Raw genomic sequence first — 17,925 nt, 5'->3', positions numbered from 1 at the left:
CATTAAGGAAACTTTTATGTTCAAATGAAATCAACACATAACATATATAAATGTATTGAAATAATGAGTAAGAATAAATACAATAATTTCATCAAGTTAAGATTTCAAAGGGGAACACTACTATGAATAAAGATATATCAAAAGACGAACAAATCCCTTCTCAAAGTAAAACTGTTCAATCAGCACATTTAGCGCTAAGCGGACAAACGAAAGGCTTAAAAAGACTATTACCATTCTTAGGGCCTGCTTTCATCGCTTCAGTCGCTTATATTGATCCTGGAAATTTCGCAACGAATATTGCTGCTGGTTCACAATATGGTTATTTATTACTTTGGGTAATTCTCGCTTCTAATTTAATGGCTGTATTAATTCAAACTTTATCAGCTAAATTAGGAATTGCTACTGGGAGAAACCTTCCAGAGATAGCTCGTGAAAATTTCCCGAGACCTGTTTCCATCGGTTTATGGATTCAAGGTGAACTTGTTATTATGGCAACTGATTTAGCTGAATTTATTGGAGCAGCACTCGGATTGTACTTGTTATTCGGAATTCCAATGTTACCAGCAGCTTTAATTACAGCAGCTGGATCGTTTATTATTCTTGAATTTCAGCGCAGAGGCTTTCGTCCATTAGAAGCAATCATAACAGGGATGATTTTTATCGTTGTTATCGCTTTTGGTGTCCAGGTCTTTTATGCAAAACCGGAATTAAGCCCTCTTCTTTCAGGACTATTTATCCCAAAATTCCAAGGCGTGGATAGTATTCTTTTAGCAGCTGGTATTTTAGGTGCGACAGTTATGCCACACGCAATATATTTACATTCCGCCTTAACACAGCGCCGTGTAGTCGGAACAAATGATGAACAAAAGAAAAAGATTTTCCGTTTCGAATTCATTGATATCATTATTGCAATGGTTATCGCTGGAGCCATTAATGCGAGTATGTTAATTGTAGCAGCTGCTTTATTCTTTAAAAACGGCTTGCACGTTGAAGACCTTGACGTCGCTTTCAACCAATTCAGTAATTTAGTCGGTCCTGCATCCGCTGCTTTATTTGGAATCGGACTTTTATCAGCAGGATTATCTAGCTCGTCTGTCGGTACAATGTCTGGTGACATTATTATGCAAGGATACATTCGCATGCATATTCCGTTATATTTACGCCGGTTTATAACAATGATTCCACCTCTAGTTATAATTGCTTTAGGTGTAAACCCAACTTATGCTCTCGTTATGAGCCAAGTTGTCTTATCGTTTGGTATTGCCTTTGCATTAGTACCGCTTATTATGTTTACAAGTAGTAAAAAGATTATGGGGGCACTCGTTAACCACCGTATAACAACTTTCATCGCTTGGATAATTGCTGCACTCGTTATCGTTTTAAATATTTTCTTACTGTATCAAACATTTATAGGGTAATGAAAAAGGGTATTCCAATCAAAAATGGAATACCCTTTTTAGTAAAATAATTCTCTTCTAATTACCTTTTACGTATGTACCTCTTTCCGGCATCAGCGCACCTTTTTTAGTTCGAAAATAAAGTGGCAAGCCTTCCGTACAAAACATACTCACCTCGGATGGATTCTCTCTTTGATGATGGATGTGTAAATGCGGCTCACTTGAACTTCCAGAGTTACCAACTTGGGCAAGAACGAAGCCTTCGTTTACATGTTGTCCTTCTTTAACTTTAATTGACCCTTTCTTTAAGTGAGCGAGAATCAAAAATGTCCCTGTTTCATCTAACCGTAAATAAATATGATTCCCGGCCATTGACTGAAAATCATCTGATCCCGGAACTAAATCTTTTTCATCATTATTAACTGATACAACTGTTCCAGAAGCTGGCGCCATTACTGTCGCTCCGTATATTCCATAATCCTCTAACTTACTACTTTTCACTTCAGCAGGTGGAATGAGAATATCATATGCCCATCTTTCATTTGGTTTTATCACATGATAATTCTTCTCTAGGCGATCACCACCCCATCCTACTAACGCCCGCTCATTCAAAGGAAAACGAACGACTATTTTAGGACTCGTAGACTGTACATCTGCTGGGTATGCAATTCTCCCAATGTTAGCGAACCACCCGACAGGCCAAGCTCCAATGATAGAGAACAGAACTATTAAAAGTAGCATTCTATCTATTCGCTTTCTAAAGATGCCTTTCCAAGCAACCATTACTACTGAGCCTATCAAAACAAAAATCGAAACTACGCTAAATGCTTGTATCCACCACCAAACAACGACCGATATAATACCATGAGCTAAATAAACTACACTCCAACTTATAATTAAAAAAGAAACTATAATTGCTAACAAACTTTTCTTCCACATGCTGTATCCCTACTCTCATATCTTTGTTCTCAATGATACGAAGTAAAAATTACGGCATATGAAAGAAATACTTACGACTTTCTTACTTTTTTATACTGTGGTAATTTCACAGTGAAAATTGTTTCTTTATCGTTACTACATACAGTTATATCTCCTTTATGGAGCTGAGCTATACTTCTCGAAATTGCAAGTCCCATTCCTTTCCCACCCGTATGAGAGCTACGTGATTTTTCACCACGATAAAACTTCTCAAAAACGTAAGGAAGACTCTTTGTCGGAATACATTGTCCAAAATTTTTAATTTCTACTTCAACATTCCTTTCTCTTTGGGAAATTTGAATTGAAATTTCTTTTCCATCTTTCCCGTACATAATGCTATTACTAATTATATTTTCAAATAGTCTCACTATAAGCGCTACATCAACTTTTACATATAGCTCTTCATTACTTTTAATATAAAAACTCATATTGGCATCATCTAACTGTGGTAAAAAATCAATCATGACCTGTTCAATTAATGCTTTCATATCTACTACATTTTTATGTAATTCAATCTCTCTATAGTTTATTTGACAGTATTCTAATAAATCTTCAACTTGATTTTTTAATTCATAACTTTTTCGCTTTAATATGCTTACATATTGTCCACATTCTTCTCCATGTGAATGAAGCTTATTTCCTAGTAAGTCCGCATAACCAATTAGAGATGTTACAGGCGTTCGTAAGTCATGTGAAATATTACTAATCATTTCATTTTTCATTTCCTGTGATTTTTTTTCATTTTCAATAGACTCTTTTAAACTTTTGGCCATTCTATTGACATTCGTCGCTAACTCACCAATCTCATCGCTTTTCGAAATAGGTATATGTATTTCCAAATTACCATTGCTTATTTCCTTCACGTTCTTATTGATCTCATTCAATCTTTTTATAGTTGTCTCTGTCAGTAATGCAAAATATATAGTGGTTAACAGCAGAAAAAACATAAAATAAAAAAACGAATATTTTTCTTCTAGCGCGACAACGTCACTATATATACTTCCAAATAAAATTTGAACTAATATGATACTTACCGTAGCTAACAGAATGCTACATATAAATGCAAAAAAGAATTTAGCTCTAATTCCTTGTAATGATTTAATCTCCAATTTTATACCCGACTCCCCAAACATTTTGTATAAACCTCGGTTCTTTTGGATTCTCTTCAATTTTATTTCTTAATCTCGCAATATGAACCATTACCGTATTATTACTTTCATAGGCCCTTTCATTCCAAACACTTTCATATATTTCTTCAATCGTAAACACACGGTTCTTTGCAGCTGCCATTAAGTGCAAAATATCATATTCAGTTTTTGTAACATTAATTGTTTGTCCATATATCTTTACTACTCTAGAAATTTCATCTATTTCTAAACCTTTAATGTTTATTTTCTTTTCCATTACTTGGACAGCAATTTGATTAAAATATGTAAACCTTCTTAATTGAGCTTTCACTCTTGCTATAAATTCAATTGTACTAAACGGCTTCACAATATAATCATCTGCCCCAGTACTAAATCCAATTACTTTATCTACATCCGATGATTTTGCGCTTAAAAACATAATTGGTAAACTATATTTCTCTCTAATCCTTCTACACAGTTCTATACCATCCATTTGAGGCATCATAATATCAAGAATAGCAAGTTGAATACTGTTATTATTTATTATCTCTAATGCCTCTTCTCCGTTATGAGCACTAAAAACAGTAAAACCTTCTTGCGTTAAATTCACATTAATAAATTGAACAATATCTAGATCATCATCTACAATTAATATTGAGTTTTTCTCCATTTCTAAACCTCTTTTTTGAAATATATTCCACATCCCATTTTAACATAAATCAAACCTACCCTTTCATCTTGAATAATCTTTATTTTCAGTTTAAATTATATAATAACAAATGCATTCTAGTTTCATAAGAAATGGAGTGAAAATATGTTTCCTATATTAAAAACTGACCGACTCATTTTGCGAGAACTTACGGAAGAAGATGCACCGGGTATACTACAATGCTTTTCTAATACTGATGTACTGCGCTATTATGGTCAAAAACCATTACAGAATGTAGATCAAGTAAAGCAAATTATTAATAATTTCAAGTTGAGTTACAATGCAAGAAACGGTATAAAATGGGGCATCGAATTAAAAGATAAAAAAGAACTCATTGGAACAATTGGTTTTCACGATTGGTCTTCTGAGCATAAACGAGCAAATATAAGTTATGCCTTTCTCCCTGAACACTGGGGAAATGGCTATGCTACGGAAGCAGTTTCTGAGGTTATATCATACGGTTTCCACACGCTTCATTTAAAACGTATTGGTGCAATTGTCTTTCTTGAAAATGAAGCTTCAAATAAGGTGCTATTAAAATTAGGTTTTGAAAAAGAAGGCGTTCTAAAAAATTATATGTATCAAGATGATATTCCATATGATACGAATTTTTATGCTTTATTAAAATCGGTTTAATAGAATTTATGTGTGAAGAATTCGTATCCGTACAACGGATCCAAATAGTAGATTTTTAATGAGGGATGGAAAAAAACGATCGGTTTTCATTTCTTAGATTATCGTACGATTGATGCGAAGTACAATACATTATAAAATCTAAAAAAACGGGAAATGAGCAAACTTTTACTCATTTCCCGTTTTTACGTTCTTTTTCTGTTTTCGCAATGCTTTTGGAATGTATACACAGAAAGGTTCGCTTTCCATGTAATCCCCCGTCATCGCATATGCTCTAGAACGAGATCCCCCACAAACATATCGAAACTCACAAACACCGCACTTTCCTTTATACTTGTCCGGATTACGAAGGTTTTGAAAAACAGGGGAGTTTCGATAGATTTCAGCTAGTGCTGTCGTTCTAATATTCCCGGTTTTAATAGGCAATAATCCACTTGGATATACATCTCCAATATGAGAAATAAATACAAAACCGTTTCCGTCATTCACCCCTTTTGGAGCACGACCAAGCCCATCAATTCGCCCTGTCGTCCCATTCATCAATACATCCTGATATTGAATGATCTGATTTGTCTTGTTATTTTCTTTCATTTTTTCTTGAAGCACAACCCGTCTATAGTGCTGACCAGCTGTTGTTTTAATATCAAAAGAAACCTTTTTACTAAGCTTATATAGCCAATGGAATACCCTTTCATGTTGGGCTGGTGAAATCATATCTTTTTCCTTACCTCGTCCTGTTGGAACTAAGAAAAATATACTCCAAAGTACACATTTTAATTCTTCTATTAACATTGCCATTTCTTTAAGTACATCCACATTATATTTAGAAACAACAGTATTAATTTGAATAGGAATTTTTAATTCATGCAAATAACGAATGGAATTCATTGTTAATTGAAATAATCCTTCTGTCCCTCTAAAATGATCGTGTATTTCAGCTGTTGGTCCATCTAAACTAAATGCCCATCTAGCAAGTCCCGCTTCTTTTGCTTTTTGAATCGTTTCTTTCGTCACGTTTGGAGTGGCACTTGGCGTCATAGAAACTCGAACACCTTTTTTCACTGCATATTCCGCGATATCATATACATCTGGACGCATTAATGGATCTCCACCAGTAAATACAAGCATTGGATTTTCCATTTCATATATATCATCAATTAGTTTTCTTCCTTCTTCGAATGTTAGCTCTAGAGGATGACGATGATACTGTGCTTCTGCACGACAATGCAGACATTTTAATTGACATGCCCTTGTTAACTCCCATATCACAATAAACGGATTTTCATTAAAATCACGATTAATCACGATTAACCCTCCCATCAATTGATATTCTAATTGTAAAGTTATATATGTATTTATGGTGTGAGATGTATCACAAATAAAAATCTTCAGTCATAATAATGCCCCTATACTGCTATTAATCTAATGTTTCTACCTTCCTCTTCAACAATTACAAAAGCTCTTTGTTAAAAATATAAACACCCCTTTAGACTAAATGATCTAAAAGGGCAAAGCTTCACAACTTTTTATAAACATCGTGGCTTTCTTCAACAGATTTTTTTTAGTTAGAAGACTTAAATTGTAAAAGGTCATAAAAAATAAAGGACGATACATATTATGCATGAATAATATGTATCGCCCTTTTAATTGTTGTTCAACAATCGCTCCCGTTTGTTGAAGATCTTAATTAGTACATGATAATCTACAATTCAAATAGGCACTTCGATTAAAGTCCCTTTATGTCCGGTTGTTTAGACATTTCCTAGATAGCTTCGCGTCATGTTTTGAAGAACAATTTTTCCATTCTTACTATGTTTTTCGAATAACTCTGACAGGAGAAAAACAAATTTTTTATATTCTTCTTCATCCTTTTTCGGAGCATAGGACGCTGATAAATTCCTTCCCAAAAAACCTTCATAATCAAAAAGTAAATCATTTTGATACTCTTTAAACTCATACTTTCCATCCTTAAAAAAGGTGTTAAATACTTCGGGAGTTTCCTCTATTCCACCGCTAAATCCTTTGAAAGTCGGGCAGGTTTTCTGGCAAATTTCTGCATTCTCTTTCATAATCGAACTAGTTAAATCTCTACTATTCCAAACGAGAGCAACATTTGCCTTTTGTTTCAAGATTCGTTGGCATTCCATTTTGAAAGCTGCTTTATCAAACCAATGAAATGCTTGAGCAACAGTTACTAAATCCACACTATGCTCTTTTAAAGTGGTATTTTCAGCTGTTGCTTTTATTGATTGAAAACGAGCATATAGTTTTAACGATTGCTCAGCCATCTTTCTCATGTCATCATTTGGCTCAACTCCAATAACCTTTAAACCTCTTTCAAGCAACTGGTGGCTAAATATCCCCGTACCTGAACCAATATCAGCCACAATTCGGTCCTCTTTCAGTTGGTTAGCCGAAAACAAATAATCAATATATGCATTAGGGTAATCGGGGCGATATTTCGCATATATATCGGCCTTGTCGTTAAAATTTTCTGTTGTTCTCAAAGTACTACCTTCTTCCCCACGATATTATGTACAGAAATAGGAATTAAATAATTAATTCCAGCTTCAATCTCTAAGTCTACAACTTAAGAATACAGCCAAATGGATCTACCTTAGTTCCAATATGAATCCCCGTTAATATACCCTAATTTTTTAATAACTGACCAGTTTCTCAGTATTAAAAGTAAGAAATTGAGCTTTTTTCTTAGCTATTTAATTTCGTTTACTACTAACTTCTTTTTACTTAAATAAACTGCTCAATCTGATTTTTTTGCAACTTTTTGTGAATACGTAACAACAATTACGCATTCATCTTTTTCATGTGCTGGCAACAACCCTAAAGGGTTTCCCAACACTCTGTAAAAAAACCTTACTTTTAAAAGTAAGGTTTTTTTATTTACTTCTTATCAACATAAGCATTCTTATAAGTATAAACGCCACCAAATTGATGTTTTGCAATTCCTTTTACATAATCCTTTTGTACATAAGCTGAACCAAGATGATAAAGCGGTGCCACGGCAGCGTCTTCTAATAAGACCTGCTCAGCCTCTCGCAACGCTTCCCATCGTTTCTCCGGATCAAGTACAAAATCATTTTTCGCTTTCTTTATTAAATCATCGTAATGAGAATTCGAGTAACTCATTTTATTATTCGGATTCCCCGTCGTAAATAACTCTAAATAATTAATTGGGTCTTTATAGTCAGGTCCCCAATTTGCCATCGTTATATCGTAATCACCTGTTTGTTCTAACTGTAACTTTTGCTTAAATGGCTGCTGTTTAATTTGTAACGTTAATCCATTCAAATTCTTTTCTAAATCACCTTTTATATATTCTGCCATACGTTTTGCATTATCTTGTTCAAACGTTAAAAACTCGAGGTTTACTTGCTCTACTCCAAGCTCTTTTTTCGCTTCTTCCCAAATCTTTTGCGCATTTTGCAAATCATATGAAGAAATATTTCCGTTTTCTTTTCTAAAATCTTTGCCAGTCTCTTCATTCATATGACCAACTGGTACAAGTCCATTTGCAGGTTTTGCCCCGTTATTAATAAAGTGAGCAACAAAATCATCTTTATTTAATGCTAATGAGATAGATTGACGTACTTTCTTATTGGCTAACGCATTATTTTTCTCATTAAAACGTAGCATAGCGATTCCCGGATCACTTGACATATGTAATTCCTTATTCCCTTTATACTTGTCTACAACTTGAGAATTAATAGGTACTCGATCCAAATCGCCGGCCTCATATAAATTTACAGCCGTCATTGTATCCTTTACAATATGAAAATTTATTTCGTCTAATTTCACTTTCTTTTGATCCCAATATGTAGCATTCTTCTTTAATTGGAACTCTTGTTCATGTTTCCATTTTTCTAATACAAATGGGCCGTTATATATGAGATTACTAGGTTCCAAACCGTATTTATTTCCTTGTTCTTTCAAAAATGATTCATGCTGTGGTAAGTATATAGGCAGTGCTAACAACTGTAAAAAATACGGAATTGGCTGTTCAAGTTCAACCTCTAACTTATAATCATTTATAACTTTAACCCCAAGTTCATCAAGTGACATTGTTCCCTTATTTATTTCTTTCGCATTTTTCACATGAAAGAACATGTCCGCATATTGAGATGCTGTTTGCGGGTTAACTGCACGTTTCCATGCAAATATAAAGTCATTTGCTGTTACATTGTCTCCATTTGACCATTTTGCATCTTTACGCAAATCAAATGTATATTTTTTACCATCTTCACTTCTTTTAAACGATTTTGCTACTGCTGGAATAGGATGATCTTGATCATCTAGCACATACAACCCTTCAAATATGTTTTGCATAACGTGTGATGATGTCCCATCCATCGTTTTTGCAGTATCAAGTGAAGGAATTTCTTCTGATACTGTTACATTTAACACTTGTTTTTTAGCCTCTGCATCACTTTTATTCGCTTTATTATTACAAGCTGTTAAAAATAAAGATGTAATAATTGCCATTACCATTAAATGGCTTTTTTTTCGCTTCATGAATTGTTCTCCTTAAAAATAAAATATTATAAACGTTATATATTATAACAGAAATATTAACAGAAAGATGCGACATTATATTGAATATTTATTCTCTCAAGAAAAAAGCTGTCCTTTTTAAAAAAGGACAGCTTTTTCAAACAACTTGCACATACCTATCTTTGTAAACCTCGTTTATAACGACTTGCTTCAAATATAATACGCTCTTCATCTAACGTTTTACATTCACCATTCCAAACGACACGTTTTCCGTTAATAATTACATCACTTATATCTTTTCCACTAGCTGCATATACAAGGTGTGATAACACTTCATCAGCTGGTTGTAAATGCGGTTTATTAGACGGATCAATCGCAATAAAATCAGCACACTTTCCAACCTCAAGTGATCCAGTTTGTTTCATACCAATTACTTCTGCAGCTCCTTTTGTCGCTAGAGAAAGAGCAGTTTCTACTGGCAATGCTGTTGCGTCTTGATGAATACCTTTTTGTAATAAAGTTGCAATGCGCATTTCTTCAAACATATCTAAATTATTATTAGACGCAACACTATCTGTTGCAATCCCTACTTTAATTCCTGCTTCTAGCATCGCTTTCACATTCGCTATACCAGAACCTAGTTTTAAATTACTATTCGGATTATGAGCTACTCGAACATCATGTTCTGCTAAAAATGCGCGCTCATTTTCATTTAATACTACACCATGCGCAATAACTGTTGGGCGTTTAAACAATCCGCAACTTGCTGCATATTCTACCGGACGTTTTCCGTACTGTGCTTCAATATCACGTACTTCACGCTCTGTTTCTGAAAGATGAATATGAACCATCGTTTGATTTTCTACTGCAATACGTGCGCACTCTTCTAACAGTTCTGTACTACATGTATATGGACTATGCGGTGCAACCATCGTAGTTAACATTCCACTTTCGTTATAATAACGCTTCACATATTTCTCGGCTTCTTCAATTGCTTTCTTTTCATCTTCTTTCGTTCCAAAGCTAAATAAAGTTCTTGAAACAGCAGCGCGCATCCCACTCCTTGATACCGTTTCCATAATTGTATCTTGATCTACTCCAATTGGATTAAACATATCAGAGAATGATGTCGTACCACTTTTCACCATTTCAAGTAATCCTAATTCCGTACTAGCGACCGCAAGCTCTGGAGTAAACTGACTTTCAAGTGGCCAAATTCTCGTCTCAAGCCATGGCTGTAATAACATATCATCGCCAATACCTCTCAAAAGACTCATAACAACATGTGTATGTGTATTTACAAGCCCTGGTAAAACCCACTTTCCTTTCATGTCAATTACTTCATCTACTTCAAAATCATTAGCGAATTCTCCGCTATTTACTTCTATAATTTTATCATTTTCTACAATGATATACCCATTTTCTATCACTTCATTTTTTTCATTCATCGTTGCAATTGTAGCGTTTACATAAGTTGTTTTCAAAAGTATTTCCCCTTTCAACTCTATGAAGTTCCCTTTAATAAGTTACCACCATTATAGTAACTTATTAAAGATTAAGAGTCAAAAGATAATTTTAATTCTTTCGTTATCTTTTCCTTCAAAATGCCATATTGCTTTTCATCTGTATCTGCAAATGCTTCTTCCCGATTTGATTCCACGCCCATATACTTCAATTTTTCATTAAATTGCATCTCTGTAAAATCAAACACCTTCCCATCTATACGGTTATAAAAATGCCATGCTTCTCCTACTTTTGTCTTTTTAATTTCTCCTCCGTATATTTCTTGAACGACTAGAGCTGTTACACCACATTGTCCCTTTGCCGGATTTTCGCTCGTCCACTTTGAACTTGTTTCAATCGACCACGATTTTTTTAACATGTCATATATTTGTTTTTTCTTCACATTATCCACTCTCATTTTCCCCTGACATGAATAGTTTTACACATCATATTGCAAAAGAGGTAAAAGTCGATTCTTACATACTGTTGATGGTGTCTCTCCAATTAGCTTTGCTCCCATTTTCAAGTAATAGCCTTTTGCATTCGGATCACTATCAATCGTAAACCTTTTTATTCCTAATTCATTTGCTTTTTCTATTACAAACTTCCAAAGTATTTTCCCGTAACCTTTTCCTTTGTAGCGAGGATGAATGTATAAAAAATCGAGAGCATTTTCATTACGTAAAAATGAGAAAAATCCAATCTTCATATTATTTTTTTCTAAAGCATATACAAAATTATATTTTATGTACTCTTCTGTAATTGTTAAATCTGCCTTACAAGAAAGTATGAATTCTTCACTATAATTCCACGTTGCTTTTGAATGTAGAGCGAGTTCACTTAATTCATTTGCTTCTGCTAATGCAGCTTCTCGTATTTGCATAGTTTATTTATCCTCTCTTTTATTACTTGTAGTTCTATTTTCACATTCCATAGTAAAATACGATACTTTACAATTATTCTATAAATATCTTTACTATTCCTCGCTGCAATACTTACATCTCCACGCATTTAGTTCATAAAATAAAAGCGAACACTCAACTACAGAGCAGTATTACACGTGCTTCTTATAGTTCAGTACTCGCTTTTTCTCAAAGTAAAGCTATGTCTTTTACAACGATTCTAGTAACTTTTTAACAAAATGAATGGAATGATGTGAAGCTGAAACACAATTATCTTCAAATACTTCAATACCAGACGCTTCTTCTGTATCTGTTATAGATCTAACTGCTATAAATGGAATCGTATTGGCATAACAAACGTGAGCTATACTTGCTGTTTCCATATCTACACAAAGTGGGTTGTATGTAGAAATTATTTCTGTACGGCCACTCTCACTTATAAAAGCCTCTCCAGTAACTATCTTTCCGAAATAAACATTTTGGGTAAATTGATTGTTCTCGATTACTGCTCGGCTTAATTCAAGAAGTTTACTATCCGTTTTAAAATATACACTTTCCATCCATGGATGATATTCAGTTAATATTCCTTCATCCACGTCGTGATACGCTATTTCTGTTGAAATGACTGTATCTCCAATTTTTAATACTTTATCGATTGCTCCTGCAACACCTGTTACAATAATATGCGTCACATTAAACTTATCTATTAATATTTGAGCTGCAATAGCTGCATTAACTTTACATACACCACAATATAATGCAACAACTTCTACATTTTCATATGTCCCACTATGAAACGTTAACATCGCAAGATTCGTTATTTTTTTATTAGACATATCTTCAATAAAAGGCATAATTTCATCTTCTGATGGCCCAATAATTCCAAATTTCATACACTCATCTCCTCACTAAATTTATATATAAAACTTATATAGGCATTCAATCGATCTTCAAATATATAAAGCCGCTACGCAAACTCCATTAGCGACTATCCGTACTATCTATAAATATAAGCCCGAACTACAAACAGTATGGGCTTAGCTTTCATTCTCATTTATTATGCGCATCTAACCAAGAAATTAAATCTTTAAACACTTCATCTCTATTCACTTCATGGAACATTTCATGTCTTCCATTTTCATATAAACGTAGTGTAACATCTTTCACACCACATTTTTTATAGTTTTCATAAACTTCTTTTACACCTTTTCCCATATCTCCAACAGGATCACGATCACCAGAGAATATATGTATTGGAAGATGTTTTGGCGTCTTCTTGTATTCTTCTAGTTTATTTACTTCTAATACACCAGAAAATAGTTCTCTATAAAAACTCGTCGTACAAATGAATCCACATAACGGATCCGCGATATATTTATCAACTTGATTTATATCTGAAGATAACCAATCAAATTTCGTACGATTTGGCTTAAAGTTCGAATTGAAGTTTCCGAAAGATAAAAAGTTTAGCACTGGACTTTTCGTTTTTGCCCCACGCAATTTCATTTCGATTGTTGCTACTTTATGACCAATAGCCCCTAAAAGCCCTGGATTTCCACCTGTTCCTGAAATCAGAAATCCATCATATAGTTCACCCCTAAGTTGTACAGCACGTCTTGATAAAAAAGAACCCATACTATGTCCTAGTAAAAACAAAGGACTTGACTGCTCTTCTTTTATCCTTTCTGAAACAAAGATAACATCCGATACAACTTGATTCCACCCTATATTTGGTTCAAAATGACCATAATCTTCTTCTTTTTTTACTGTTTTCCCATGTCCTTTATGATCATGCGCATAAACACCATACCCTGCTTCCAATAAAGCATCTACAAATTCTGTATACACCCCTGCATGCTCTGTCATGCCATGTGCAATTTGAATAATTCCTCTCGGATCTCCTTCTGGTAACCACTTACGCAAATAAATTTCCGATCCATCCAATGCCGTAACGAAACTTTCCTGTACGTTCATTTCGTCAGCCCCCAACTCTATTATGTATCTCAAAATAATGAATATCCGTTCATTATTCTTATTATGTATTATATGCAATTGCTTTCATTATGACAAATACTGTACTTTTCCGATTAGCTATCAAACTATTTTGTTGACGTACAACAGATAAGATTATATAGTTACTTACATAAAGTAATTATTATATTTTTAGGAGGTCTCTATTATGATGCCATCACTATTTTTAGCACATGGTTCACCAATGCTTGCTATTCAAGATACAGATTATACACGTTTTTTAAAAACACTTGGAGAAACATATAAACCGAAAGCAATTGTTATTTTTACCGCTCACTGGGAAAGTGAAGTATTAACAATCTCCTCATCAGATGACGAGTATGAAACAATTTATGATTTTGGAGGTTTTCCTCCTGAGTTATACGAAATTAAATATCGGGCAAAAGGCTCTTCTAGTATTGCATCTATGTTAGAAACAAAATTTAAAAACAAAGGCATTCCAGTTCATCATAATATGACGAGAGGTTTAGATCATGGTTCATGGACACTCTTGCATCGCATGTATCCAGAAGCAAATATTCCTGTCGTACAAATATCAGTCAATCCATTCCTTCCTGCAAAAGAACAATTTGAAATTGGAGAAGCACTTAAAGGACTTGGACAAGAAGATATTTTAGTAATCGGTAGTGGCGTTACCGTTCATAATTTACGAGCACTGAAATGGAATCAAACTACACCTGAAAAATGGGCAATTGAATTTGATGACTGGATTATGAAACATATGCAAACTAACGATATAGATGCATTATTTAATTGGGAGAAAAATGCGCCTCATGCACAATTAGCAGTACCAAGAGCAGAACATTTTGTTCCTTTATTTATCGCTATGGGCAGTGGTGAAAGTGACGGAAAAGTCATTCACCGTAGTTACGAGCTTGGTACATTAAGTTATCTTTGCCTTCAATTTTAAAGAAAAAGGATGAAGCATTCATTGCTTCATCCTTTTTTCTATTTCATTCACTTAGTTAACTAACTTCCAAATGTTGTTTCTCTGATACCTCTTCGTTCTTATTATGAAAATAAACCCAAATGCATGCAATAAATAATAGTGATGATGTAGAGAAGAAAACATATTGGAAGCCTGCATGAGCTGCAATTTGCCCCCCAAGCACTGGACCAATCATATTTCCTAAAAACTGAAACGACTGATTATATCCAAATATTCGTCCCGTTACATGGGTTGGCGTATGTTGTTTTAGTAGAGTTTGTACGGAAGGTAATAATCCTGCTTGTGCGATACCTAATAAAAATCGAAGAATTAATAGTTGCCAAGCTGAGGTTACAAATGCTTGCGGGATAAAGATAATCCCTGCAGCAAACAATGCTACTACTAATGTTTTTTGAGGACCGATATGATCTGATAATCTTCCTAATTTAGGCGCTGCCAAAATAACTGCTAATCCTGTCGCAGACATAACTGCTCCTGCAATCATTTCGATATGAGCTGTTCCTGGTCCTTCCAAATTCTTTACGTACAATGTAATAATAGGTTGAATTGACATATTGGCAAGTTGAATAATAAATGTTGTTACAAATAAACTAATAATTACATGCTTTGCTGGGACCATCGTCCATACTTTTTTTTGCTGTACCTTTTTTGCTTGAGCAGAGTGATTTTCTTCATGTAGGAAGAAAAAGACGATGAGGAAGGAAAGGAATAAGAAAGCTCCTGTAACAAGAAAGACATGACGCATTCCAATTAACTCAGACAAATAACCGCCTAGTAATGGTCCGAGTAATGAGCCGCTCACGCCCCCGGTTGAAATTGTGGAAATTGCCCAACCTGAATGCTCTTTCGGAGTTTCTGCTGCAATAAATGTCATTGCGGTTGAAAGGAAACCAGATACTGCTCCCATCAAAAATCTAAGTGCGACTAGTTGATACACATCCGTTACAAACCCCATAAGCGTCATAATAACCGCCATACCAAGGCTAGCACGTATAAGCATCAATTTCCGTCCATGTATATCACCAAGCTTTCCCCATATTGGTGATACAATCGCACCCATTAAAAATGTTACACCAAATGCAAGTCCCGACCACTGTGCAATACTCGAAGTGCCAGTCACTCCTAACTCCTCAATATAAAAAGATAAAAAAGGAATTACTAAACTCATACCGGCTGCAGTGGTAAAACAACCTAGCCAACAAATCATTAAATTTCGTTTCCAGCTGGCCATTTTCACACCTTCTTTCATTCGATACCCATTCTACACCTTTTCTTGTAAAAAGTTTAGTAATTTGATTTAGACGTAATATTCATTACAAAAGCCGCTATTTCCTAGCAAAAACCATGTAAATTCCACATTTTTTTCATAATAAAACCAACTCCCCTATATGGAGTTGGTCAATTATCTTCTAGCGGTATTAAACGAGCATTGCAACTTCTCTCATAAAATTCAATCGGACCTGCTTGTCCAATAATTGCATATTCATATCCGTCTTGCTTCATATTATATAAACAATGATGCAACAATTCTTTCCCTACACCTTTCACACGATTTCGTTTCGCTGTCCCCATCGGACCAAATAGTCCTTTCTTTCCCCTCACTACATCATAACAAGCGAAACCTACTATCGCTTCGCCCTGCTTTGCAATATAAATAGGTACCTTTTCTTTATATGTCCGAAATCCATAATCTATCGACTGTAACCAGCGTTCACCAAATTCCCCCGTAACAAAACGTACTAATGTTTCAAAATCAGCAGAGCTAGCTCTTCTAACATTACAAGATAATTTATTATAAATGGGATCAAAGTATTTTAAATCAACCGCTAAATCTCTTGGTTCAGCTATAATACGTAACACATCTTTTTTTATTTCTTTGTTTATAACTTTTTCACTCACTGTACCTAAACGAAATAATGCATATATTACATGTCCTTCATTTATTAATACTTGCTGAAAACGTTCCATACGTTTCTTCGCTATTTGCAAAATTTCTAGCGTTTTATTAGCTAATTTATATTGTTCTATTTTTATGTACTCTATTTCATATTGTTTTTGTAAAGAAAGTTCTTCTAAAAAATCCGTGCCAACTTTACGAAACAAATACATATATAACTCTGCGCACACTCCTGTACCTTCTTTACACATGCCGATAAAAAGATGAACTGGTTGAATTATATTATATTTAGTCTCTTTTGCCGCAATCTCCAGTATTTTATGAACACGTTTTGTAAATTGGAATTCCCCCATATGTATCTCCATCCTCAACTACTTTACTAACAAACCGTAACCATAAATAATTGAAACAATTATTCCAACTACCAATATACCTGGAAGTAAATTCGCTACTTTAATTTTAATAAATCCAAGTAAGTTTAATCCAATGGCGAATATCATAATGCCGCCCGTAGCTGTCATTTCCACTATAAATTGATTCATTAATTCTTTCGGGACAAAACTATTAATCTGTGTTGCAAAAATGGCAATAGCACCTTCATATAAAATAACTGGAATCGCTGAAAATACTACGCCGATTCCTAGAGTTGTCGTTAATATAATCGAAATGAATCCATCGATAATCGCCTTTGTGAATAAAATATTATGATTTCCGCGAATTCCACTGTCCAATGCACCAAGTATTCCCATCGCGCCAATTGCAAAAATAAGCGTTGCTGTTACAAACCCTTCTGATATACTCCCTTTCCCCTTCGATCCAACTTTATTTTCTAACCAATCTCCTAACAGTTTTAACTTTTCTTCTAATTGTAACCATTCCCCAATTACAGTACCAATAACTAAACTTAGAATCACAACAAGAAAGTTTTCACTTTTTAATGCCATTTGAAGGCCAAGTACAGTAACCGCTAAACCGATTGCATGCATAATTGTTCCCTTCATACTTTCTGGAATCTTACTAAATAATTTACCAAGTAAAGTACCGAATATAATACAAATGCCATTTACAACTGCCCCTAATATAACCATTTCTCATTCTTCACCTTTCGAATTCTTTATTTCTATATTTTGGTTTACACATTGATTTACAAGTTATCTATATGTTAACTTAATATTGAGAATATTAACAAATGAATTTCACTACTATAACCCGTTTTTTTGCAACTATACATATTTCGATAACTACCTTTAGTGGATTCATTTTAATCTAAATGCGGAAGTTTTCAATAAC

The 17,925-nt window shown here is 34.2% G+C and carries 17 protein-coding genes; 3 read left to right on the top strand and 14 right to left on the bottom strand.

The window, feature by feature from the left end; translation table 11 throughout:
- Positions 1–122 precede the first annotated feature (122 nt).
- Positions 123–1,418 carry an Nramp family divalent metal transporter gene (locus ACS2MN_RS13030; RefSeq protein WP_438894707.1) on the top strand — a complete coding sequence of 432 codons (1,296 nt, stop codon included), beginning with the start codon at positions 123–125 and terminating at the stop codon, positions 1,416–1,418.
- Between the two features lie 57 nt (positions 1,419–1,475).
- On the opposite strand, the gene ACS2MN_RS13025 is transcribed toward ACS2MN_RS13030, so the two are convergent.
- The 3 genes from ACS2MN_RS13025 to ACS2MN_RS13015 form a co-directional block, all read right to left on the bottom strand.
- Positions 1,476–2,336 (bottom strand): M23 family metallopeptidase, encoded by an 861-nt coding sequence (locus ACS2MN_RS13025; RefSeq protein WP_346994139.1) that lies wholly within the window; start codon positions 2,334–2,336, stop codon positions 1,476–1,478.
- Between the two features lie 71 nt (positions 2,337–2,407).
- Positions 2,408–3,508: a sensor histidine kinase gene (locus tag ACS2MN_RS13020; RefSeq protein ID WP_142389048.1), complete on the bottom strand. Its 1,101-nt coding sequence runs from the start codon at positions 3,506–3,508 to the stop codon at positions 2,408–2,410.
- Positions 3,474–4,172: a response regulator transcription factor gene (locus tag ACS2MN_RS13015; protein ID WP_088055397.1), complete on the bottom strand. Its 699-nt coding sequence runs from the start codon at positions 4,170–4,172 to the stop codon at positions 3,474–3,476. The genes ACS2MN_RS13020 and ACS2MN_RS13015 overlap by 35 nt, the downstream gene beginning before the upstream one ends.
- Positions 4,173–4,316: 144 nt before the next feature.
- On the opposite strand from ACS2MN_RS13015, the gene ACS2MN_RS13010 reads away from it, so the two are divergent.
- Positions 4,317–4,847 (top strand): GNAT family N-acetyltransferase, encoded by a 531-nt coding sequence (locus ACS2MN_RS13010; RefSeq protein ID WP_000483971.1) that lies wholly within the window; start codon positions 4,317–4,319, stop codon positions 4,845–4,847.
- 165 nt (positions 4,848–5,012) lie between these two features.
- Here the strand turns inward: ACS2MN_RS13010 and ACS2MN_RS13005 are convergent, their stop codons facing one another.
- From ACS2MN_RS13005 to ACS2MN_RS12970, 8 genes are all read right to left on the bottom strand, one after another.
- Complete coding sequence (locus ACS2MN_RS13005; protein ID WP_346994138.1) at positions 5,013–6,164, bottom strand: TIGR04053 family radical SAM/SPASM domain-containing protein; 1,152 nt, start codon at positions 6,162–6,164, stop codon at positions 5,013–5,015.
- 431 nt (positions 6,165–6,595) lie between these two features.
- A complete protein-coding gene (locus ACS2MN_RS13000) occupies positions 6,596–7,351 on the bottom strand; it encodes a class I SAM-dependent methyltransferase (RefSeq protein ID WP_001260790.1) in 756 nt (251 codons plus the stop codon).
- A gap of 394 nt (positions 7,352–7,745) precedes the next feature.
- On the bottom strand, positions 7,746–9,374 hold the full coding sequence (locus tag ACS2MN_RS12995; protein WP_000823486.1) for a peptide ABC transporter substrate-binding protein: 1,629 nt from the start codon (positions 9,372–9,374) through the stop codon (positions 7,746–7,748).
- A 155-nt stretch (positions 9,375–9,529) separates the two neighbouring features.
- Positions 9,530–10,855, bottom strand: coding sequence for a bifunctional S-methyl-5'-thioadenosine deaminase/S-adenosylhomocysteine deaminase (locus ACS2MN_RS12990; protein ID WP_346994137.1), 1,326 nt, complete (start codon positions 10,853–10,855; stop codon positions 9,530–9,532).
- A gap of 53 nt (positions 10,856–10,908) precedes the next feature.
- Positions 10,909–11,268 carry a YunG family protein gene (locus tag ACS2MN_RS12985; RefSeq protein WP_000370953.1) on the bottom strand — a complete coding sequence of 120 codons (360 nt, stop codon included), beginning with the start codon at positions 11,266–11,268 and terminating at the stop codon, positions 10,909–10,911.
- 27 nt (positions 11,269–11,295) lie between these two features.
- Positions 11,296–11,739, bottom strand: coding sequence for a GNAT family N-acetyltransferase (locus ACS2MN_RS12980; RefSeq protein ID WP_001167040.1), 444 nt, complete (start codon positions 11,737–11,739; stop codon positions 11,296–11,298).
- A gap of 228 nt (positions 11,740–11,967) precedes the next feature.
- Positions 11,968–12,651, bottom strand: a complete 684-nt coding sequence (locus ACS2MN_RS12975; protein WP_000668238.1) for a 5'-methylthioadenosine/adenosylhomocysteine nucleosidase — start codon at positions 12,649–12,651, stop codon at positions 11,968–11,970.
- A 157-nt stretch (positions 12,652–12,808) separates the two neighbouring features.
- Positions 12,809–13,732 carry an alpha/beta hydrolase gene (locus tag ACS2MN_RS12970; protein ID WP_001102585.1) on the bottom strand — a complete coding sequence of 308 codons (924 nt, stop codon included), beginning with the start codon at positions 13,730–13,732 and terminating at the stop codon, positions 12,809–12,811.
- Between the two features lie 205 nt (positions 13,733–13,937).
- On the opposite strand from ACS2MN_RS12970, the gene ACS2MN_RS12965 reads away from it, so the two are divergent.
- Complete coding sequence (locus tag ACS2MN_RS12965; protein ID WP_098820743.1) at positions 13,938–14,699, top strand: DODA-type extradiol aromatic ring-opening family dioxygenase; 762 nt, start codon at positions 13,938–13,940, stop codon at positions 14,697–14,699.
- Positions 14,700–14,754: 55 nt separating this feature from the next.
- Here the strand turns inward: ACS2MN_RS12965 and ACS2MN_RS12960 are convergent, their stop codons facing one another.
- The 3 genes from ACS2MN_RS12960 to ACS2MN_RS12950 form a co-directional block, all read right to left on the bottom strand.
- A complete protein-coding gene (locus ACS2MN_RS12960; protein WP_000179322.1) occupies positions 14,755–15,969 on the bottom strand; it encodes a multidrug efflux MFS transporter in 1,215 nt (404 codons plus the stop codon).
- A 167-nt stretch (positions 15,970–16,136) separates the two neighbouring features.
- A complete protein-coding gene (locus ACS2MN_RS12955; protein ID WP_000503624.1) occupies positions 16,137–16,988 on the bottom strand; it encodes a GNAT family N-acetyltransferase in 852 nt (283 codons plus the stop codon).
- Between the two features lie 18 nt (positions 16,989–17,006).
- Positions 17,007–17,723, bottom strand: coding sequence for a DUF554 domain-containing protein (locus tag ACS2MN_RS12950; RefSeq protein ID WP_000236015.1), 717 nt, complete (start codon positions 17,721–17,723; stop codon positions 17,007–17,009).
- Between the last annotated feature and the right edge of the window lie 202 nt (positions 17,724–17,925).

It is taken from the genome of Bacillus cereus group sp. BceL062 (assembly GCF_051780025.1).
GTDB lineage: Bacteria > Bacillota > Bacilli > Bacillales > Bacillaceae_G > Bacillus_A > Bacillus_A toyonensis.
The sequence above is the reverse complement of the archived record's forward strand: the minus strand, read 5'-3'. Positions and strand labels throughout refer to the sequence as shown.